Source organism: Bradyrhizobium macuxiense (assembly GCF_007993935.1).
GTDB lineage: Bacteria > Pseudomonadota > Alphaproteobacteria > Rhizobiales > Xanthobacteraceae > Bradyrhizobium > Bradyrhizobium macuxiense_A.
On record NZ_VITY01000011.1, the window covers coordinates 282,049 to 302,165 of the forward strand.

The window sequence follows — 20,117 nt, forward strand, 5'->3', positions numbered from 1 at the left end:
AAAGATGCGCATCGAAAAACGCCGATAAACGCGATGGACCATCGATCGCCCGTTGTGGCGAGATGGCTGCGTCGAGGATGCAGGAGCGTCGCAATGCGCGATGCAACGGAGAGACGTGAATGGCGCGACAGATTCGGTTCAACGCGTTCGACATGAATTGTGTCGGCCATCAGTCCCCGGGTGTCTGGGCACACCCGCGGGATCGCTCCTATAAGTACAAGGACCTCGACTATTGGCAGGATCTCGGGCGAACGCTGGAACGCGGGGTTTTCGACGGCATCTTCATCGCCGATGTCATCGGCTATTATGACGTTTACAAGAATTCTCTGTTCCATGCGCTGGAGCAAGCAGCGCAAATCCCCGTCAACGATCCCTTGCAGCTGGTGGCGCCGATCGCTCTCGCTACCGAGCATCTCGGCATCGGCATCACCGCATCGACCTCATTCGAGCATCCGTACAGCTTCGCCCGCAGGCTCTCCACCGCGGATCACCACAGCAAGGGGCGCGTCGGCTGGAACATCGTGACTTCGTATCTGGAGAGCGGGGCGAAGAATATCGGTCAGGGCGGGTTGCGCCGCCACGACAATCGATACGAGGTGGCAACTGAATATGTCGAGGTCCTCTATAAGTTGCTCGAGGGAAGCTGGGAGGAGGGGGCTGTCTTGCGCGACGCCGGGAAGCGGATCTTTACTGACCCGTCGAAAGTTCATGAAATCGGGCACAAGGGAAAATACTTCGACGTACCGGGCTATCACCTCTGCGAGCCGTCGCCGCAGCGGACGCCGCTGCTCTACCAGGCGGGTGCGTCGGGCCCGGGCAAGACCTTCGCGGCTCAGCACGCGGAATGTGTGTTTGTCGCCGCCCCGATCAAGCAGGTCCTGAAATCCTACGTCGCCGAGGTGCGGCGGCAGGCGGCTGAAGCCGGCCGCGATCCACGCAAGATTTTGATCTACAACCTGGTCACGGTGATTGTCGACGAAACCGACGCGAAGGCGGAAGCGAAGTTCAGGGAATACCAGCAATATGCTTCCTATGACGGCGCGCTGGTGTTCATGTCGGGCTGGAGCGGCATCGATTTCGGGCAATATGCGCCGACTGATCTGGTCAAGAAGGTCGAGACCAACGCGATCGTGTCCGTTGTTGATCATCTCGCCAGCGGCAGCAAGTCCTGGACCATCGAGGAACTGGCGCGCTGGGGCGGCATTGGCGGCCTCGGTCCGGTGTTTGTCGGCTCGCCGTCGACGATTGCCGACATCCTGCAGGACTGGGTGGAGGACACAGACGTCGACGGCTTCAACCTCGCCTATGCGGTGACGCCGGAGACCTTCGAGGACGTGGTCAATCTGCTGGTGCCGGAGCTGCAGAAGCGCGGCGTCTATCCGACGGGCTATCGTCCGGGGACGCTGCGCGAGAAGCTGTTCGGCGAGGGACCATATCTGCCGTCGAGCCATCCTGCCGCGGCCTATCGTGACATCGAGGCGGTCAAGCGGAGCGCCGCCCAGGCGGCCGGTGTGGCCGGGCGACAGCCGGTCGAGGCCTGAGGCGCGATGTCCGGACCGATCCTGCAACTGCGCGACGTGTCCCTGTCGTTTCAGGGTATCAAGGCGCTCAACGCGCTGAGCTTCGAAGTCGCGCGTGGCGAGATCTGCGCGTTGATCGGTCCGAACGGGGCCGGCAAGAGCTCGCTGCTCAACATCATCAATGGGGTGTATCGGGCCGACAGCGGCAGCGTCACGTTCAACGGCGAGCAGTTCATCCGGGTCCGCCCGGCGCATGCTGCGCATCTCGGCGTGGGCCGGACGTTCCAGCATAACGCGCTGTTCCGCCATCTCAGTGTTCTCGACAATGTGCTGGCCGGGCTGATCAGGCAGTCCCGCACCACGCTCCTCGAGCACGCCTTCGGTGTCGGGCGCGATCGGCGCGAGACCCGCGAATTCACCCGCCGGGCCGACGAGATCATCGCATTCCTGGACCTGACCAGGCATCGCGACACGGTGGTGGCGACGCTTCCCTATGGCGTTCAGAAGCGGGTCGATCTCGCGCGCGCGCTGGTCGGCCGGCCGAGCCTGCTGCTGCTGGACGAGCCGATGGCTGGAATGAACCAGGATGAGAAGCACGAGATGAGCCGCCTGATCCTGGAGGCCAACGCGAGCCTCGGCACCACGATCGTGCTCATCGAGCACGACATGAGCGTGGTGATGGGGCTCTCGCATCACGTGGTCGTGCTCGACTATGGCCGCAAGGTCGGCGACGGCTCTCCGGAGCAGGTGCGCAGGAACCCGGACGTGATCGCCGCCTATCTCGGCACGGCGCACTGAGGTCCAGATGAGCTTCTTCATCGAAACACTGGTCGGCGGCCTGCTCGCGGGCGTCATGTACTCGCTGGTTGCGATCGGATTCGTGCTGGTCTTCAAGGCTTCCGGCGTTTTCAACTTCGCGCAAGGCTCGATGGTGCTGTGCGCAGCGCTCACCTTCGTGACCATGCGCGACAAGGGAATTGATTTCTGGCTGGCCGCGCCGATCACGCTGACGGTGATGGTGCTGATTGCGATCGCCGTCGAGCGCGTCGTCTTGCGGCCGCTGGTCAATCGCCCGCAGATCACCCTGTTTATGGCGACGCTCGGAGTGTCCTTCGTGATCGAAGGTCTTGCACAGATCGTGATGGGTGCGAGCGTGCACGAGCTCGATCTCGGCATCGTCGATACACCGATTGAAATCGGCGGGGTTCAGGTCAGCCAGTTCGACCTCGTCGCGGCGGGCACCGCGGGGATTCTCGTGGTCGCGCTCTCGATTTTCTTCAACAAGACCCGCGTTGGGATCGCGCTGCGAGCGATCGCCGACGATCCGCAGGCCGCGCTCTCGATCGGAATCCGGCTGCAAACGCTGTGGCAGATCGTGTGGGGAGTAGCCGGCTTCGTGTCGCTGGTTGCGGGTCTCTTGTGGGGCGCACGCCAGGGCGTTCAGTTCGCGCTGACACTCGTGGTGCTCAAGGCTCTGCCGGTGCTCATCATCGGCGGATTCACCTCGATCACGGGCGCGATCGTCGGCGGACTGATCGTCGGTGCCGGCGACAGCCTCGCCGAAATCTATCTCGGAAGCTTGTTGGGAGGAAGCGTGTCGACCTGGTTCGCCTACGTGCTCGCGGTCGCCTTCCTCCTCATCCGGCCGGCTGGCTTGTTCGGCGAAGCGCCGATCGAAAGGATTTGACGTATGTCGACGGTTGGCACCGAAACTATCGAAGGGTTTAGCTCATCTCGCGAGATCGCACAGAGCGCGCGCGACCGGTTGCGCGCTGGCTCGGTTGTGGTGTTGCTCGCCGCACTGACAGCAATTCCACTGGTGGCGAACGATTACTGGCTCAATGCCGTTCTGATCCCGTTTCTGATCATGTCTCTGACGGCGCTGGGGCTGAACCTGCTGATGGGCTATGCGGGACAAGCCTCGCTCGGCAGTGGCGGGTTCATGTCGGTCGGCGCGTATGCGACCTACAACCTGCTGCTGCGGTTGCCGGAGCTGCCGCTACCGGTCAGCCTGCTGCTTGGGGGCGTTATCTCCGGGCTTGTGGGGGTCATCGCAGGGCTGCCGAGCCTGCGGATCAAGGGCTTCTATCTCGTCGCATCGACGCTGGCGACCCAGTTCCTGCTCGAATGGCTGTTCAACCAGTATGGCTGGTTCTCGAATTACTCGACCTCGAGCTCGATCTCGGCGCCGCGGCTGGCGTTCCTCGGCCATGATCTCTCGAGCCCGACCGGTCGCTATCTCCTGACCCTCGCAACCGTCGTGGTGGTGACGGCCACAGCAGTGCGACTGGTTCGCAGCCAGACCGGCCGGACCTGGATGGCGATCCGCGACATGGACACCGCGGCCTCGGTGATCGGCGTTCCGGTATCAGCCGGAAAGCTGAAGGCGTTCTTCGTGAGCTCGCTGGTGATCGGGATTGCGGGCGCGCTTTGGGCCTTTGCCTATCTCGGCACCGTCGATGCACGCAGCTTCAACCTGGACCGTTCGTTCCAGGTGATGTTCGCGATCATCATCGGCGGCATGGGCAGCATCAGCGGAAATTTTCTCGGCGCCGCCTTCATGATCTTCCTGCCGATCCTGCTCGATCATCTCGGGAGCGGGGTGTTCGGTGGCGCGATCGACCCCGGACAGCTCGAAAATTTTCAGAAGGCGCTGTTCGGCGCGTTGATCGTCTGGTTCCTGATCAAGGAGCCGCGGGGCCTTGCAGCATTGCTGTCGCGAGCGTGGACGCAGCTGGTCTCGCGGATCAACCGTTAGCAAACGACGAAACTTGTCGTGCGTGGGTGTGAACCGCGCGCACGATCGAACGTGAATTCTGCAGTCAAATGGAGGGTAAGCAGATGTCTTTGTGGAAGCAGAAGCGGATCGTGAGCAAGGCAGTCGGACTGGCGGCGCTCGCTTTGTCGGCCGCCGTCGGTACCAGCGTCTCGGCGGAAGAAGCAAAAACGCAATACTTCCCGCTCGCGACCTTCCGGGTCGGAGCCTATGCGTCGAGTGGCATCCCGGTCTGGGCCGGCGAGATCGACTATTTCCGCTACATCAACGAGGTGGAAGGCGGCATCAACGGGATCAAGCTGGTCTGGGACGAGTGCGAGACCAATTGGGAAGTCGAGAAGGGCGTCGAATGCTATGAACGGGTGAAGGCCGGCAAGAACGGATCGCCGGTTCCGATCTTCCTGCCGCATGGCGATCCGATCTCGAAGGCGCTGACCGAGAAATCGGTGGCCGACAAGATTCCGCTGGTCACGATCGCTTATGGCCGCACGGAAGCCATCGACGGGCGCGTCTTCCCCTACAGTTTCCCTGTCGTCTTCAGCTTCTGGAGCGAAGCCTCGTCGGCGGTCAATTTCATTGCGGAGAAGGTCGGCGGCAAAGACAAGCTGAAGGGTCTCAAGATCGCGACCGTCTATCACGATTCACCTTACGGCAAGGAAACCCAGGTCCCGCTCGCCCACCTCGCCAAGACCTACGGTTTTGAGGACATTCAGATCCCGGTGCCGCATCCCGGCAACGAACAATCGGCGCAATGGGCCAAGATCCGCCAGCTCAAGCCCGACTGGGTGTTCTTGCGCGGCTGGGGCGTGATGACGCCGGTCGCAATCAAGACAGCCGCCAAGGTGGGCTTCCCGGTCGATCATATCATCGGCGGCATCTGGTCGGGCTCCGAGGAGGACGTCCGGCCCGCCGGCGCGGTCGGCAAGGGCTATCTTGCGATTACGCCATTCCCTGCGGGCGCCAATTTCGAGATCCATCAGAAGCTCAAGAAGTACATCCTCGACAAGGGACTGAGTGACCTCAAGGATCCCAAGAGCTTCGGTTCGGTCTACTACAATTCCGGCGTCGACGAGGCGATCGTCGCGGTCGAGGCGATCCGGACCGCGCAGGCACATTTCGGTGTGCGGCCGATCAATGGCGAGGAGGCGCAGTGGGGCCTCGAACATCTCGATCTCTCTGAAAAGCGTCTCGCGGAAATCGGCGCCACGGGCCTCCAACAGCCGCTGAAGCTTTCGGCCAAGGATCATGAGGGCGGCGGTGCCGGCAAGGTGCTGCAGTGGGACGGCGAGAAGTGGAACGTGGTGTCGAACGGCTGGGTGAAATCCGACCGGGACCTGTTGTTGCCGCTGATCTACGAGCGCGCCGCCGCCTATGCCCGGGAGAAAGGCATCACACCGCGCGACGCGACCAACTGATGTTGCCAGGGGATCGCCATGACCACGTCTCAATTCCTCGACGTCGACAACATCGAGGTTCTCTACGGTCAGGCGATCCTGGCCCTGCGCGGCGTGTCGCTCAGGGTCGAGCAGGGATCGATCGTTGCTCTTCTCGGCGCCAATGGCGCCGGTAAGACCACGACCCTGAAGGCCATCTCCAACCTGCTCGGATCCGAGCGCGGTCACTTGAGCCGGGGCGCGATCACGTGGCGCGGCGAGGTGACCCGTCGGCTTGACCCGGCCGATCTCGTTGCCAGGGGGGTGGTCCAGGTTCTCGAAGGCCGTCATGTCTTTCCCCAGCTGACGGTCGAGGAGAATCTGTTCAGCGGCGGGTTTGTGCGTCGGCCGAGCCGTCGCGCACTCGCCGACGATCTCGAGCGTGTTTACACCTGGTTTCCGCGGCTCAAGCAGCGCCGCAGCGCGCGTTGCGGCCTGACCTCGGGCGGCGAGCAGCAGATGGTCGCGATCGGGCGCGCCCTGATGACGCATCCGACTCTCGTGCTGCTCGACGAGCCTTCGATGGGGCTTGCCCCGATCATCGTGGAGGAGATCTTCCACATCATCCGCGATCTCAACCGGAACGAGGGTGTCAGCTTTCTGCTGGCCGAGCAGAACGCGCATCTCGTGCTTCAGTTTGCCGATCACGGCTACATTCTCGAGAACGGCAGGGTCGCCGCGTCAGGCACGGCGGCCGAGCTGGCCGAACGTGACGACGTTGCAGAATTCTATCTTGGTGCCGCACCGGCCGGATCGGCGGTATCCCTTCAAACCCCGATCGTCTGAGCAGGAGCGCGTCATGGCCATTCGTTTCGGATATTGGATGCCGCTCGGCAGTGGCGGCTTCGTCATCAGCAACGTGCCCCAGCGGACCGATTGGACACTTGACTACAATGCTTCCCTCGCGCGGGAGGCCGAAGAGCTCGGCTTCGAATATGGCCTCGCGCCGGCGCGCTTCATTGCAAGTCATGGCTGGGAGCTGCAGCAGGAAGCCATCACCTGCACGGCGGTGCTCTCGGCTCAGACCAAGCGGCTGAAGCTCATCAGCGCGATTCACACCGGCTTCTGGCATCCGGCGATGATCGCGAAGGTGGGCGCCACGATCGACGTCTATTCGAAAGGGCGGTTTGCGATCAACATCCTGACCGGCTGGTTCAAGGATGAGTTTCGCGCCTTCGGTGAGCCCTGGCTGGAACATGACGAGCGCTACCGCCGCTCGGAAGAATTCATCCAGGTGCTCAAGGGGCTCTGGACGCAGGACCGATTTACGTTCAAGGGCGATTTCTACAGCATCAACGATGCGTGGTTGAAGCCGAGGCCGATCTCGCAGCCCCATCCGGAGATCTTCCAGGGCGGCAATTCCAAGGCCGCGCGGCGGATGGCTGCGAAATATTCGGATTGGTACTTCCTCAACGGCACGACGGTGGAAGGCGCCAAGCAGCAGATCGACGAGGTCCGCGCGCTCGCCAAGGCAGAAGGGCGCACCGTCAAGTTCGGGCTCAACGGCTTCATCATCCAGCGGCCGACCGAGCGGGAAGCGCTCGAGCAGCTCGAGGCGATCGTCGCAGGCGCCGACCCCGAGATCGTTCAGGCCTTCGCCGAACAGGTGAAGCAGGCCGGCGCATCGACTGCGGACAAGATCGGGATGTGGGCGGATTCGAGCCACGCCAATCTGGTCCAGCCCAATGATGGCTTCAAGACGCGCTTGTTTGGTCCTCCCGAGCTGATCGCCGAGCGCATCCGCGCTTACGAGGCCATCGGCGTCGACATGATCCTTTGCGCCTTCCTGAATTTTACCGACGAACTGCCGGCGTTCGGCCGCGAGGTGATTCCGCTCTTGAACACGACAAAGGTTGACAGGGCTCACGCGCCTGAACCGGCGTGAGGCCAAGCCAGGATCTAGGAAAGGAATGAGCTGCAATGGCAGGCGCGCGTATCGCTATTTTCGCGACTTGCTCGACACATCGGAACTGACAACGCATCATCACGCATCGACAGACACAACTTCATTCGGTCGATGCCGGTGGAGTGGGGCGTTGGGCCGGTGCGGATCGCGATCATCGCCTGGTCGACATCCATGGGTGGCGGCGGTCGGCGGTTCCCGTCGGGACTATCGAGCCATTGCAGGCACGCTGGCCAAGCTCTCCGGCGCGGCCGTGCGCATGGTCGATTATTGTCTGGCTACGGAGCACGGCTTTCCCGCGGGCCTGGACGATTGCATCGCCGCCTTCGGCTGGGCTTCGCGCCATCGACCTGATGAGCACCGTCAGCGCGGACATGATGCGCAAGTGCATTTCAGTCTGGTCGGCGATTCCGCCGGTCGCTCCGCCCTTCGCGGCACTTGTGGCAATCTCTACTGTTTCGTCGCTCTCGCCCTCACTTTTTCATCGCGCGCGATCTGAGCCGAAAAAGCCATCCAGAACTCTCCGCCAAGGACCTTCGCGCTGACGCGCCTACCATGGTCTTTCCGCAACGCGACTCGCTGGAAAGCCGCTCGACTTCGACCAGCGTCGATCGTGACCGGGCTCGATCACGACGACATGAGAATCCGATGATGTCATGTGGATGGGGCACTGATCGTGTACCAAGAAGTGAGATCGAAATTATGATGTCTTCGGAGATCCCAGGCTAGCAAGCGCGGCGTGCTCTGCTTTGACCGGCTATCGGTGCAGCAGGCGCAAGGCGCGGCCCTTGGCGATGGCCGAGGCGCGGTTCTTGACACCAAGTTTGCAGTACAGATTGGAAAGATGCCACTTGATGGTGGGCAGCGAAATGGCAAGGCGCTCGGCGAGCTGCCGATTGTCCAGGCCGTTCTCGAGCAGAGCGAGCAGCTCGAGTTCCCGGGGAGTCGGGGGATCAAACATCGACTCGCGCGGATGCTGGGGGCGCCGCACCATGGGCGCGACCCCAACGAGCCGCGAAATATCGGCAAGGGCGGCCATGTCAGTGCGGCTCGTCAGCCCGAGTTCCCGGGCATTGCCACTCTCGATGAGGCGCTTCACGAGATCCCGGCGGCGCACGAACGGGCCATACAACGTGTGAGGTGCCGCGGCCGCGACCGCGCGGGAGAAGGCGCGCGTGGCAGCCGCGCCCGCGTTGGCGCGGAGCTGCGCCTCGGCGTCCAGCAGGTGGAGGTCGACCTGAGCTCCCTTGCGGCCGGCCGCCTGCGCGGAGCGCAGCTCCTGCTTGATCAGTCGGCCGGCGATGGCGAGATGGCCGACGGCGATGGCGAGCGCGATGGCGGCCATTTGCGCGGCCGTCCGCTCCATCACGGTGGCATTGCGGGTGAGCGCGCCGTCCCAGCCCGATCGCGCGCTCCAGCCGAGATCTCTCGCATGGTCCAGCGCCTCCTGCGGCCGCTCGGCCACCAGCAACTGCTGAACGAGACTTAACTCGAACAAGAGCGCAAGACGCTTGGGGTGCTCGCGTACGAGGGCGCGCAACTCGGCCACGGTGAAACGCGCGTCGTCGTGGAGCGCCGATGCGAGCGCCACCTCGATGCCGAGCCATGTGGTGTCGGGAATGCCGTTCACGCTGGCCCGCCGAAGATTGTTGGCGACGATTTCGATGGCCTCGTCCAGGCGGCCGCAATCATACAGCGCACGGGCGCGCACGAGCGCGACGACGGCGGCGACGCTCGCGCCGGGGCCGATAGCAGCGCGGGCCCGCATCTCTATCTCGTGTAGCCGGCCCTCCGCCAACGCAGGGTGGCCCTGTCCGATTTCGATCATGCCCGACACCATCTCCACCCAGCAGCGGCCGTATTCGCTGTCGGCGCGGGCGATTGCGGCTTGCGAGATTGCAAGATCGCGCCGGCCGGCAACATAGGCATGGCCGCTGAGGCACGAAGCGGCCAGAGCGCCTGCAGCGGCTGCGGTTTCGAACGGCTCGCCCACCCCGGAATAGCTGCGGAGCCAGCCGTCGGCTTCCTCGCGCACGCGATCTGGCGCATCAAGGTGAACGGCGATGACGATCGTTGCGACCCCGAGCTTGCGCCGCAGATCCTGGGCGAAGGCCGTGTCGGGCAGCCCGTCCAGTTGCTCGGCGGCGCGTGCCAACTCGGCCCTCGCCGCCTCATAATGGCGCTCGTAGAGCAGCGCCCAGACATACCAGAACGTGGCCTCGGGGCCCTTGGGCACGCCGATCGCCTCGGCACGGCTGACCCAGTCGAGGAACGAGGAGGTGTCGCCTTGCTCGCGCACCAGCACGCAGGCGATGCGCTCGAGCAACTCTGCAGCCAGTTGCCGCTCGCATGCATCGATCGCCAGCTCCAGCGCGCCCTGATGGTCGCCGCGCCGGGTCAACCAGCGAGCGGCATCGCGGTGCACTTCTCCTCGCCGCGCCGGCGTGAGACTGCGCGCTGCCTCGCTCACCAGGAATTGTCGGAACAGGGCGTGAAACCGATACCAGCGCCGGCGACGATCGAGCGGCACGATCATGACGTTGCGGTCGACGAGGAAGCTGATCCACTCGGCGGCGCGCGCCCTGCCGGTCGCCGCTTGGGCGAGTTCGGCTGAAAAGTGTCGCAGCGCCGCGACCTCGTGCAGGAACGTCACCAAATCCGGCTCGAACGATGACATCAGGCGACGGGACAGCATATCGGCCAGATGAGCCTCGTCGCCAGACAGCACCTCCACGCCGCGCTCCAGCGAGTTCTCATCCCGCGCAATGAGCTGGAGCAGCCGCACGGCCGCGGGCCATCCTTCGGTCTTCCTCACCACCGCCTCGAGCGTTGCCGGATCGATGGAGGCGATACCGGCCCGCAGGAACAGCTCGGACGTCGCCTTGCGGTCGAAGCTCAGGTCCGCGGCCGTGACCATGTGCAGGTCGAGCTCGAGCCTGGCGCGCGCGGCGTTGAACGGAACGGGGCCTGCGGCGGACGACACGATGAGCTTGACGCGCGTCCCGGTACGGAAAACCAGCGCATCGAGCAGCCGCTCGACGCCCGCTTCGCGGCAAAAATTGATGTTGTCAATGAAGAGGATGCAGGTGCGGACGACATTGGCGACAGCGCGCAGTATGGTGTCGATTCGATCGATGGGATCGGCCAGGCGAAGGGCGTCGATTGCGGGTCGGTCGGCCCGTTTGACGCCGAGTGCTGCCTCGATCAGCGACAACAGGCTGCCGAAGCGGCTGCTGCGCTCGTCGAGGCCGATCCAGACGCACGGGATCCCGCGCCCAGTGAAGGCTCGGTACAATTGTGACAGCAGCACGGTCTTTCCGTAGCCCGGCGGGGCGCTGAGCGTCGTGATCTTCGGCAGGGCATCCTGCGACGACAATGCCGCAAAGATACGCGTCTCCACCGGGACGAAGGCATAGACCGGAGGGTGCAGCCGGTCGAGCCAAGCAGAATCGCACGACGGCGCGTGCTTCGCCGCCGCGGCGGATACTGATGGCACACCGGGCCGGGCTGACTCGTCGAGGCCGACGCTATCGCGCCGGCCGGCACGATTCCTCATGTGGCCGTTTCCTCAGACGGCAATATTGGCGCGAGCCGTCTTGATGATCAATATCGCCTGTTCTGCCGGTGCGTTACCCCCTCCCAAAGTATGGGGCTTGGCCCATATCATCTCCCCGGTCGAGCCCGGCCAATGACGGACGGGCTCGACGCCGCAGCCGCCCCTTCAGCGGGTGATGGTCGTCTCCAGGAAGGCGCGCATGGGCTCGCGGAAGGGCGGGCGCAGCGTGTATTCGGCCTTCCCGCCTTACTCTGGCGATAGATTGAGCGGGCGTGGCTGAAGTTCGGAAGGCCCGCTTTGCCGTAGTAGCGCCGATGCCCGAGGGCCCGGCGCCGCCGAATGGAAGCTCCTCCACGAAGGCGTGGGTCATCACGTCGTTGACCGTCACGCCGCAACGAGCGGGTGCGGTCGAGAACGCGGGTGCGGATCGGCAGGATTGGGTCGAAGATCTCGTCCAGCATAACCTCCATGTCGTCGCTCACGCCCGCGACGAGCGTCGGCGGCAGCCGGCACGTGTTGCCGTCGAAGGATTCGCCAGCTGGATTGAGCTCGGTGACCGTTGCGCCTTTGGCTCGGGCGTCGGCCAGGTATCCGCGCAAGCGGTCGAAGTGTCGGCGATTTATGATCGACGAGTAGTCGGGTTGTTGAGCAAGGTCGGGTACATGGTAGCGACCGCTCGGCCTGCGGCCTCGGCAAAGGCGTCGACTTCGCCTTCCGGCAGAAGAACATACTCCGGCGCCAGGCAGATTTGCCCGGCGTTGAGCGTCCGGACCGTCAGGACGCGGGGGCCGCATCGTCGATCGACGTTTACTTCGACACGGTCACTGGGCACTTGCCGCCGAGTTCGAGGTCACCGGCACGAGGTTGTCGGCCGCCGCGCGCATGACGTGGCGGGCGACCGAGCCGCCGCCGGTGAACAGCAGATGGTCGAACGGGAGCTTCGCGAAAGCGCGTCCCGTGTCGGCACCGCCACTGACGACTGAGATCTCTGACGCATCGAAGGCACTGGCGATCATCCGTGCCATCAGGGCCGATGAGGCGGGCGTGAACTCCGAGGGCTTGATCATGCAGCGGTTGCCAACAGCCACGATGCCGGCAAGTGGCGTGAAGCTCAACGCGAAAGGGAAGTTCCAGGTGCTGATCGCGCCGACGACGGCTGGTCGTCTTGGCGACTTAGCCTTCAATCGTAAGTCGTCGGGGGCCGCCCGAACCGTCCATAAGTCGGGGTTCGTAACGGAAAATCGCTGCAGGCGCGCTGCCCGGTCGCGGATGGGCGTCCCCATACTTTGGAGTGGGGGACGGCCGGCGGTAATGCGCTAAGTCAATGGCAACGACAACCCGCAGGGAGACCCGAGGATGCAGATCACCGCCGCCATCGCGCGCGAGCCGCACAAACCCTTCTGCGTCGAAGCCATCGACATCGGCAATCCACGTCCGGACGAGATCCTCGTCAGGATGGTCGCGGTCGGCCTGTGCCACACCGACCTGCTGGTGGTGGACCAGGTACTGCCGACGCCGCTGCCGGCGGTGCTTGGCCATGAAGGCGCAGGCATCGTCGAGGCCGTCGGGGCGGGCGTCACCAAGTTCAAGGCCGGCGACCACGTGGTGCTGTCGTTCAATTCATGTGGGCAATGTGTTCAATGCACCAAGGGCGCGCCGGCCTACTGCATCAACTTCCAGGCGTTGAACTTCGGTGGTGTCCGCCCCGACGGGTCTCAGGCGCTGTGCGCATGTGGCAAGGGTCTCTCGTCCAATTTCTTTGGCCAGTCCTCGTTCGCCTCCTACGCTCTGGCCAATGAGCGCAACGCCGTGAAGGTCGGCGCAGAGGCGCCCCTGGAGTTGCTCGGGCCGCTCGGTTGCGGCGTGCAGACCGGTGCCGGGGCCATCATGCGCTCACTCGCGGCTGAGGCCGGCAGCACCATCGTGATCTTTGGGGGTGGGACGGTCGGCCTCAGCGCCGTCATGGGCGCCGTCGTGCAAGGCTGCTCCACCATCATTCTGGTTGAGCCGATCGAGAACCGCCGCAAGCTTGGGCTCGCCGTTGGGGCAACGCACGCCATCGACCCGAGGGCTGACGACGTCGTCACCTGCGTGAAGGACATCGTTCCTGCCGGCGCGGACTATTCTGTCGAGACGAGCGGGGCAATGCCCGCGCTCGATGCCGCCGTCCAGTGCCTGGGCGTGCGCGGCAAGATGGCGATTGTCGGCGTGCCAGTCGACCTCACAGCTACCCTTGGGCTCAACGTGATCGGCATGATGGTCAATGGCCTGACGGTGACGACCGTGGTCGAGGGCGACAGCGTGCCGGACGAGTTCATTCCACAGCTCATCGCGTTGCACGCCGAGGGCCGCTTTCCCTTCGACAAGATGGTCAGGACCTATCCCTTCGCCGACATCAACCGCGCCGTCGAGGACCAACTCGGAGGCCGCTGCGTCAAGGCGGTTCTGACGTTCTGAACCGGCAGCATGGTTGCAAGGTGTGAGTTCGTTCCCCGAAAGGGAGACAGGCGCGAGCCGATAGAGGGAGCGATGCGACTTCAAGAACGGTCGACAGGCTCCAAGCGATTAACAGGCGAGCGCTGTGCTCGCCGCGAGCACCGAAGCAAAAACCGAAGGGAGACCATCCAATGATCCAAGCTGCTGCTGCCGCACAGAGCCCATTCGAAGTGCCGCTCGACGTGGCGCGCACCATCCTGAGCCCTAAATCCTATACCGACGACAATGTCATCTATCCGGCGTTCAAGTGGCTGCGTACCAATCTGCCGGTCGGGCTGGCGCAGGTTGATGGCTACGATCCGTTGTGGATCATCACCAAGCACGCTGATGTGATGGCGGTGGAGCGCAATCCGAATCTCTTCCACAACGCCGATTTCAACACGATCCTAAACGAGCGGGCGAGCGACGACTTCATGAAGTCGATCAACAACGGCTCGACTCGCCTGATCTCGTCGCTGGTCTACATGGATCCGCCTGAGCACGGCCTCTACCGCGAGATTGCCGCGCACTGGTTCCTGCCAGCCAACATCGTCAAGCTGGAAGCCCAGATCAGAGCGTTGGCGAAGATCTCGGTGGAGCACCTGCTAAGCTTTGACTGCGAGTGCGACTTCGTGAAGGATTTTGCCCTGCACTATCCAATGCGGGTGATCATGACCCTGTTCGGCGTGCCACCGGAAGACGAGCCGAGGATGCTCAAGCTGACCCAGGAGCTGTTCGGTGTGCACGATCCGGAGGAGCAGCGCGATGAGATCAAGCCGGAGCCCGATGTCGCAGGCCGCATGTGGCACGCGGCGCTTCAGGATTTCTATGGTTATTTCAACGTCCTCAGTCGGGAGCGTAGGGAGCGTCCACGGGACGACCTGCTGTCGCTGATCGCCAACTCCAAGGTCAACGGCGAGCCGATCGGCGAGGCGGAGGCCAACGGCTACTATGTGACAATTGCCACCGCCGGCCACGATACGACCTCGTCCTCGGTGGCTGGCGGCTTGCTCGGTCTGATTGGCTTTCCGTCGGAATTCGACAAGGTGAAAGCCGAGCCCCGGCTGACTGCGGGCCTGGTCGACGAAGCACTGCGCTGGACCACGCCGGTCAAGCACTTCATGCGCAACGCCACCGCCGACACCGAGCTGCGAGGCCAGAAGATCAGGGCGATGGACCGACTGATGCTCTGCTATCCATCGGCGAATCGGGACGAGGAGGTGTTCGACGCGCCGGACGAGTTTCGCATCACGCGCGGCCGCAACCCTCACGTCTCGTTCGGATACGGGCCGCACATGTGCCTCGGCATGCACCTCGCCAAGCTTGAGATGCGCATCCTGTTCGAGGAGCTGCTGCCCAGGCTGCGAGCGGTGGAGCTGGCCGGCTCGCCGCGCCTCGTCGAGACCAACTTCGTCGGCGGCCTCAAGTCCCTCCCGATCCGCTTCCAGAAGGCCTGAGCATGCCAAACGTTACCTACATCCAGCCAGACGGATCTCGGGCAACTCTGGAGGTCAGAAGCGGGCAGAGTGTCATGGACGCGGCGCTGCAGGCGGGCGTGCCCGGCATCGTAGCGGAGTGCGGCGGGAGTTGCTCCTGCGCAACCTGCCACGTGCATGTGGACGAGGAATGGTTCGTCCGGCTTGAGCCGCCGACCGCGATCGAGGTCGAGTTACTCGAGTTCGCTGCCGACGCGCGGCCGACCTCTCGCCTGGGCTGCCAGATCATTCTGGCGCCCGAGCTCGACGGCCTTACTGTGCACACACCAGCGGCTGGCAACGGCCGCTAGCGCCGAGCCGTGAGGAACTTGGGGCGGCGCGCTGGACCGTCTCGGTGATCCGCCTGGCGTGGCGCAGGTACTCCTCTTCGTGAAGCCCAAGCTCGAGGAGACATACGGGCGAAATCAATCGCGCGGTAGGGGCTGTGTAGGATCGCAGTATCCGGTGGCAATGGCAACTCCCCAGGGGTTTCGCAATAAAAACTGAACAAGTCAGTGAGAGTTCTGACGGCAAGACTGCGGTGCGCGGCGGTCGCCTGTGCGTCAGGACCGCCGGCTGGCGTAGGCGCAGGCGTACGAGTTGTTTGCGCGACTACCGCTACCCGAGGCCGCGCACGCTTCAGGGCCACCAGGGACGTGAAAGAGTTTGATATTCGGGAAAGCTGCAACAGCTCTTTCTCGGCAGTTTCCAAGGCCGCGCGTCCCTTGTCGGCCATCGATTGGAAGTTGTTGCGCCGCTCCTCGCGAATGGAGATGAAGCGCCTCTTCGGGCAGCATGTGGTATTCGGTTTTGTCGGGTTCGGTAGAGACTTCCTGCACGTCACGCTCATCCGGTCCGTTACGCCGGCACATATGTTCATCGCCAATCCAGACGTTCGGCATCCTCGTCGTGAGCCTTCGCCTGATGGTCATAGTTCTTGGCGAGGTTTTCTAGGATTCCCGAGGTGCGGGGCCAGTCAAAGGCCGTGGCCTTGGACCAATCCCGGTATTGCTTCGCCAGCTGGCGTTCCTGGTCACCGCCGTCACCATACGCCCGCGAGGTCACCCCGCGGCGGTTGGACTTCCCGATCATAACCCCCGTTTCCAGATCGCGGCTGCGGATCGCCTCGATCACCTCGCGGACTGGCACGGCCGGCCAGATGCCGTCTGCGTCCGTTTTGGAGGCTGAGAGCAGCTCGCCGATCTTCTGATCTGCGACCAGACCGCGGCCCTTGGCGTGGGCGAGCTTTCGTGCCTCCTTGACCCACGCCTCGAGCTTGGCGCCATCGATCGATCCATCGGCGGCCGTGCCTGGGATCACATCCCACAGCCGCAACAGCCTGAAGGCCTGGCTCGCGATATTGCGGGCCTGTTCCTCGTTCTCGACGGGTGGATCGACCACGCCGCTATCCTGGCTGGGCCGAAAGATCGCTGTGATCAATTGAACGAAGAGATCGGGGTTGATTGCAAGCTCTGACATGATCGCCTTCGCCTTGCGCGGCGAGCGCTCGAACATCGGCAAGTATTGCCATTCGAGTTGCGCGAGCGTCTTGGTGGATACGTCATCTGCCTCGTCCAGCCGCTTGAAGATCTCCTGGGCGTAATGCTGGAACATCGTCCGGTCGTTCATGTCCAGCTCACCCTCGACCGGCTGCCGCACGGCATCAAACAACGTTCTCGTAAGCAGATCAGAGGCGAACGTCCGTCCGTCGTGCAGGTGATAGCCGATGAAGTGCACGGCCGCGCGCGCCCGGCCGGCCTCGATCAGCTTCTCGACCGCATAGGCGGGGTCGGCATCGTCCTCCTTGCTCCACAGGATATTGAGCCGTTTCCAATACGATCCCTCGATGGCTTCGTCGGCTCGCCTCGTGAGGGCCCAAACCCAACCTGTAACTGGCAGCGCCAGAAGGATTGTCAGGAGCGCCTTGTCCCCCCAGGCACCCCGCAGCGCCTCATCGAACAAGCCTTCAGCCCATTCAGGACCGGCAGCGAAATACCAGGTCCAGACGAGGCCCCGCGCGAAGGCCTGATCCTTCTCCCGCTCGCTGCGGAGTGCGCGGACGAGAAGCTCCTTGCGGGTATTCTCAGGAAGGCTGGATTCCGCGATCGACTGCCCGAGATAGCCGGGTTCACGGACGACATCGATCAGCTCGAACAGACTTTCGGTCCCGTGGTCCTGCAAGAACTTTTCTGCGGCTGCCGCCCGCTCCGACTGAAGCAGCTGCCGGTCCTTCTGCCAGTCGCCGGTTGGGTCGGGCAGGGACACCGAGGTCTCGAATAGCCAGGCAATGCTTTCGATGGGGTCCAGCGGCGCGAGCGCGTCATAGATAAGCTGAAGGTCCGCGATGTCTTCATCTGGCAGTCCCCAGTCAGCATTTGGGAAACTGCGCTGATGGTGCAACACGCCTCTGAGCTTGGCGCGCAGCAGCTCCCGATCCTCCTTGATGAGGTTGCCCTCGGCGACCTGCAGCAGCTGCGTGGCTGCCTTTTGACGCCTGTCGCCAACATCGCTCCAACGTTCGAGTAATGTGACCCAGCGGGCGGCATTCGAGCCAACGTCGTCGAGGAGGCGGTCCAGAACAGCTTCGGCGCCTTTGCCGATCAGCTGATAGGTGACAACTTCTTTCTTGTCGGTGGAGAAATCGCGCCAGCGCGTGGACGCCACCGACGAAAAGGAATCGTGGCCGGTTGGCAGAATGCCCAACATCAGGTTCCACGCCGGATTTGGATAGCGCTTTCTGATGCGGTCCAGAACCTTCAGGCGATCGCTGAAAGTGGCATTGGTCTGCGGGCTCCAGAGCAGGAACGTGGTGCGCAGGCTGGCGGCAGGCCGGTTCAGAGAGCGGCTACTGCCGCGATCCAGTTGATCAAGCCGCGCCAGCACAAGTGAAACGTGGAGCAGGAGCTGCGGCGACCACGCGAGCGATTCCAGCGCCCACAGCAGGTCCGAGAGATGCTCGGCGCTGCCGAAGATCGGGCTTTCATCAGAACCGAACAGCGCCGCAATCGGCGGAACCTCGTTGTCGAGGCTATCCTCCACGGCCGAGAGGAATTCCTCGGGTGAGGCCTCGGCGAGCAGCTGGAAATCCCGCGACAGCGACCACCAGCGTTGTCCGTCCGCGCCCCGTAGCACCTTCCGTACGACGGTGTCGGGATATTGCGACGCGTTCGGCACCATCGCCGCGCGATCACCGAACAGCGCCAGCAGGATCAGGGTTTCACCCAGGCCATGCCGCAGGTAGGCGGAATATTCCGGCTCGATGCCGCGCATCGACGCGTACCAGCGGTCTTCCGGGCTCAGCGTGTACCGCGGATCGGCCGCACTCAATACGTCGATAATCGCGGCGCGGTAGCGCTCGATATCCGCAACCGTGAAATGGGCTGCCAGCAGCAGCCACGCGTCACGAGGCGAAGCCACCTTCCAGGCGGTGCCGACCTTGCGAAGCGGGCTGTCAAACTCTCCGACATATGGCGTGATGCTCGCAATGAATTTCTCATAGGGCACCTCCGACAGGCGCGACATGATGACCTTGTCGGCTTCCCGGCTTTCGTCCCACATCCCGGCTAGCAGCGCGGCGAGTAACGGCCGGGATACCGTGCCCTGAGCCCATTGTGGCACCCGACTGGCGACGCCCGGCATCAATCGGCGCAGGATCGCAAGACTTCGCGCGGAGTCGCGCGCAAAGGTCTTCGCTTTATCTTCCGGAACGCCGCTGTCGATTAGGGCTGCTTCGATACCGTCGCGTGAAGGCCGGCTCAGCTTCCTCACGGTGCCTTGGGACCCAGGGTTCTGCCCGAATGCGGCCAGGACGTGGTGCCCTTTCGCTGCGATTGCTTCCGCAACGCCTGCCTCCGGTTCGAGAATCACGATGATCAAAGGCGTGCGGCTGCTGGCAAGATGCCGGGCTGCGTCAGAATTCGAGGCGACGACGCAGCGCGCGAAATAGTGCTCCGCGATGTCGGGGGGAAGCTGATTGATCGTGGCGTAGGCGAACGCCGCAACCTCCTCTGAACTCTCACCCTGGAAGGCGATTGCCGAATGCTGATCGCGCAGCCAGCGGAGCAGGGCCGCACTGTCTTCATCCCGGTCGCTGAGAACGAGGTCGGGAGGCAGCGGCCACTGTGTGGCGAGCGACCACTCCGACCACACGTCTTCCAGTTGGCGCACGCCAGGTGGGCGCTTGCCGAGGGCGGTCGCCAGCCATTGCCCGGCCGCCGGGTATTGCTCGATCCAGTGCACCAGGTCGGTGCCGTCATAAGCCCTGACGTCTTTCCAAACGCCTTCGGCGCGTTTTTGCTGAGCCCATTCGTCCTTTTTCGGCCAGGGGCGCGGCGTGACGAAAGCGAAGGTCGCCTCGCTCTGCGCAAGGCCCAACGGATCCTGGGTTCGCTTCGCGTAATCCTCGTTGGCCTTGGCCGCGATTCCCTCGCGCTGCGTGCCGATCTCCCACCCCGTGGCCCCGGCGGGGACGTATTCGGACGCGGTGGTGGCCTGGGTGGTGCCGTCCCAGCCTGCAAACTGGACGGCTTCATCGGAAGGGAAATGCAGCGAAGCGCTGCCGCTCGCGCGGACCAGTTTGGCGATCAGGGTCGGCATTGAGGCCTGGCCGTCGCGGCGCTCCGCCCATTGAGCCAGGTCGGTGCCGTTCACATATCGGATCGGCGCGCCGGACTTGGTCAGCTCGGCAAGGATCGGCAGCGCCGGCCCGAGGACGGCGCCCCCGGCCGGAAATGAGATCCCGGCCCGTTCTAAGGCTGCGCGCATGGCCTCCGCGTTCTGCGGGACCGGCGTCCGGCGGCCCCGTTCGAAGTCGGCCACGGTGGAGGTTGCGACATTGGCATTGGTCGCAAGGTCCTGCTGGGACCACGCCAGAAGGGCCCTCGCGGCGCGGGCCTGCGCCGGGGTGAGGTCATGGCTCGGTGCGGAACTCGGCTTCTTCATGTCATATTATTTATATGACATCCTATTCATGCGTGCAA

Annotated in this window: 15 protein-coding genes; 11 read left to right on the plus strand and 4 right to left on the minus strand. The window is 63.7% G+C overall.

The annotated features are described in order from the left end of the window. The first annotated feature begins 119 nt into the window (after positions 1-119). The 8 genes from FBZ93_RS27895 to FBZ93_RS27930 all read left to right on the plus strand — a co-directional run bounded on the left by FBZ93_RS27895 (position 120) and on the right by FBZ93_RS27930 (position 8,131). Complete coding sequence (locus FBZ93_RS27895) at positions 120-1,541, plus strand: LLM class flavin-dependent oxidoreductase (protein WP_146990318.1); 1,422 nt, start codon at positions 120-122, stop codon at positions 1,539-1,541. 6 nt (positions 1,542-1,547) lie between these two features. Beyond that, the gene (locus tag FBZ93_RS27900; protein ID WP_146990320.1) at positions 1,548-2,318 is read left to right on the plus strand and encodes an ABC transporter ATP-binding protein; all 771 of its coding nucleotides are present in this window, start codon (positions 1,548-1,550) and stop codon (positions 2,316-2,318) included. Positions 2,319-2,325: 7 nt separating this feature from the next. Then, positions 2,326-3,207, plus strand: coding sequence for a branched-chain amino acid ABC transporter permease (locus FBZ93_RS27905; protein WP_146990322.1), 882 nt, complete (start codon positions 2,326-2,328; stop codon positions 3,205-3,207). Positions 3,208-3,210: 3 nt separating this feature from the next. After that, positions 3,211-4,278: a branched-chain amino acid ABC transporter permease gene (locus FBZ93_RS27910; protein ID WP_146990324.1), complete on the plus strand. Its 1,068-nt coding sequence runs from the start codon at positions 3,211-3,213 to the stop codon at positions 4,276-4,278. Positions 4,279-4,361: 83 nt separating this feature from the next. Next, complete coding sequence (locus tag FBZ93_RS27915; RefSeq protein ID WP_146990326.1) at positions 4,362-5,711, plus strand: ABC transporter substrate-binding protein; 1,350 nt, start codon at positions 4,362-4,364, stop codon at positions 5,709-5,711. 18 nt (positions 5,712-5,729) lie between these two features. Further along, entirely contained in the window at positions 5,730-6,515 is a 786-nt protein-coding gene (locus FBZ93_RS27920) for an ABC transporter ATP-binding protein (RefSeq protein ID WP_146990328.1), read from the plus strand. A 13-nt stretch (positions 6,516-6,528) separates the two neighbouring features. Then, entirely contained in the window at positions 6,529-7,614 is a 1,086-nt protein-coding gene (gene sfnG / locus FBZ93_RS27925) for a dimethylsulfone monooxygenase SfnG (protein ID WP_146990330.1), read from the plus strand. A gap of 196 nt (positions 7,615-7,810) precedes the next feature. Further along, complete coding sequence (locus tag FBZ93_RS27930; protein WP_246667669.1) at positions 7,811-8,131, plus strand: alpha/beta hydrolase; 321 nt, start codon at positions 7,811-7,813, stop codon at positions 8,129-8,131. A gap of 258 nt (positions 8,132-8,389) precedes the next feature. On the opposite strand, the gene FBZ93_RS27935 is transcribed toward FBZ93_RS27930, so the two are convergent. The 3 genes from FBZ93_RS27935 to FBZ93_RS41415 form a co-directional block, all read right to left on the minus strand. After that, complete coding sequence (locus FBZ93_RS27935; protein ID WP_146990334.1) at positions 8,390-11,188, minus strand: LuxR C-terminal-related transcriptional regulator; 2,799 nt, start codon at positions 11,186-11,188, stop codon at positions 8,390-8,392. Between the two features lie 107 nt (positions 11,189-11,295). After that, on the minus strand, positions 11,296-11,982 hold the full coding sequence (locus FBZ93_RS41410) for an aldehyde dehydrogenase family protein (RefSeq protein ID WP_246667670.1): 687 nt from the start codon (positions 11,980-11,982) through the stop codon (positions 11,296-11,298). 27 nt (positions 11,983-12,009) lie between these two features. Beyond that, positions 12,010-12,471 (minus strand): aldehyde dehydrogenase family protein, encoded by a 462-nt coding sequence (locus FBZ93_RS41415; RefSeq protein WP_246667671.1) that lies wholly within the window; start codon positions 12,469-12,471, stop codon positions 12,010-12,012. Positions 12,472-12,544: 73 nt separating this feature from the next. On the opposite strand from FBZ93_RS41415, the gene FBZ93_RS27945 reads away from it, so the two are divergent. From FBZ93_RS27945 to FBZ93_RS27955, 3 genes are all read left to right on the plus strand, one after another. Further along, positions 12,545-13,645, plus strand: a complete 1,101-nt coding sequence (locus tag FBZ93_RS27945) for an NAD(P)-dependent alcohol dehydrogenase (RefSeq protein ID WP_146990335.1) — start codon at positions 12,545-12,547, stop codon at positions 13,643-13,645. A gap of 170 nt (positions 13,646-13,815) precedes the next feature. Then, positions 13,816-15,120: a cytochrome P450 gene (locus tag FBZ93_RS27950; RefSeq protein ID WP_146990337.1), complete on the plus strand. Its 1,305-nt coding sequence runs from the start codon at positions 13,816-13,818 to the stop codon at positions 15,118-15,120. A 2-nt stretch (positions 15,121-15,122) separates the two neighbouring features. Beyond that, positions 15,123-15,449: a 2Fe-2S iron-sulfur cluster-binding protein gene (locus tag FBZ93_RS27955; protein ID WP_146990339.1), complete on the plus strand. Its 327-nt coding sequence runs from the start codon at positions 15,123-15,125 to the stop codon at positions 15,447-15,449. Positions 15,450-16,014: 565 nt separating this feature from the next. On the opposite strand, the gene FBZ93_RS27960 is transcribed toward FBZ93_RS27955, so the two are convergent. Then, positions 16,015-20,079 carry a helix-turn-helix domain-containing protein gene (locus tag FBZ93_RS27960; protein ID WP_146990341.1) on the minus strand — a complete coding sequence of 1,355 codons (4,065 nt, stop codon included), beginning with the start codon at positions 20,077-20,079 and terminating at the stop codon, positions 16,015-16,017. Between the last annotated feature and the right edge of the window lie 38 nt (positions 20,080-20,117).

Coding starts and splice junctions, on each gene's coding strand:
- FBZ93_RS27920 (WP_146990328.1), top strand. CDS start 5,730: ATGACCACGTCTCAATTCCTCGACGTCGACAACATCGAGGTTCTCTAC.
- FBZ93_RS27915 (WP_146990326.1), top strand. CDS start 4,362: ATGTCTTTGTGGAAGCAGAAGCGGATCGTGAGCAAGGCAGTCGGACTG.
- FBZ93_RS27945 (WP_146990335.1), top strand. CDS start 12,545: ATGCAGATCACCGCCGCCATCGCGCGCGAGCCGCACAAACCCTTCTGC.
- sfnG (WP_146990330.1), top strand. CDS start 6,529: ATGGCCATTCGTTTCGGATATTGGATGCCGCTCGGCAGTGGCGGCTTC.
- FBZ93_RS27955 (WP_146990339.1), top strand. CDS start 15,123: ATGCCAAACGTTACCTACATCCAGCCAGACGGATCTCGGGCAACTCTG.
- FBZ93_RS27895 (WP_146990318.1), top strand. CDS start 120: ATGGCGCGACAGATTCGGTTCAACGCGTTCGACATGAATTGTGTCGGC.
- FBZ93_RS41410 (WP_246667670.1), bottom strand. CDS start 11,982: ATGCGGCCCCCGCGTCCTGACGGTCCGGACGCTCAACGCCGGGCAAAT.
- FBZ93_RS41415 (WP_246667671.1), bottom strand. CDS start 12,471: ATGGGGACGCCCATCCGCGACCGGGCAGCGCGCCTGCAGCGATTTTCC.
- FBZ93_RS27960 (WP_146990341.1), bottom strand. CDS start 20,079: ATGAAGAAGCCGAGTTCCGCACCGAGCCATGACCTCACCCCGGCGCAG.
- FBZ93_RS27950 (WP_146990337.1), top strand. CDS start 13,816: ATGATCCAAGCTGCTGCTGCCGCACAGAGCCCATTCGAAGTGCCGCTC.
- FBZ93_RS27910 (WP_146990324.1), top strand. CDS start 3,211: ATGTCGACGGTTGGCACCGAAACTATCGAAGGGTTTAGCTCATCTCGC.
- FBZ93_RS27905 (WP_146990322.1), top strand. CDS start 2,326: ATGAGCTTCTTCATCGAAACACTGGTCGGCGGCCTGCTCGCGGGCGTC.
- FBZ93_RS27935 (WP_146990334.1), bottom strand. CDS start 11,188: ATGAGGAATCGTGCCGGCCGGCGCGATAGCGTCGGCCTCGACGAGTCA.
- FBZ93_RS27900 (WP_146990320.1), top strand. CDS start 1,548: ATGTCCGGACCGATCCTGCAACTGCGCGACGTGTCCCTGTCGTTTCAG.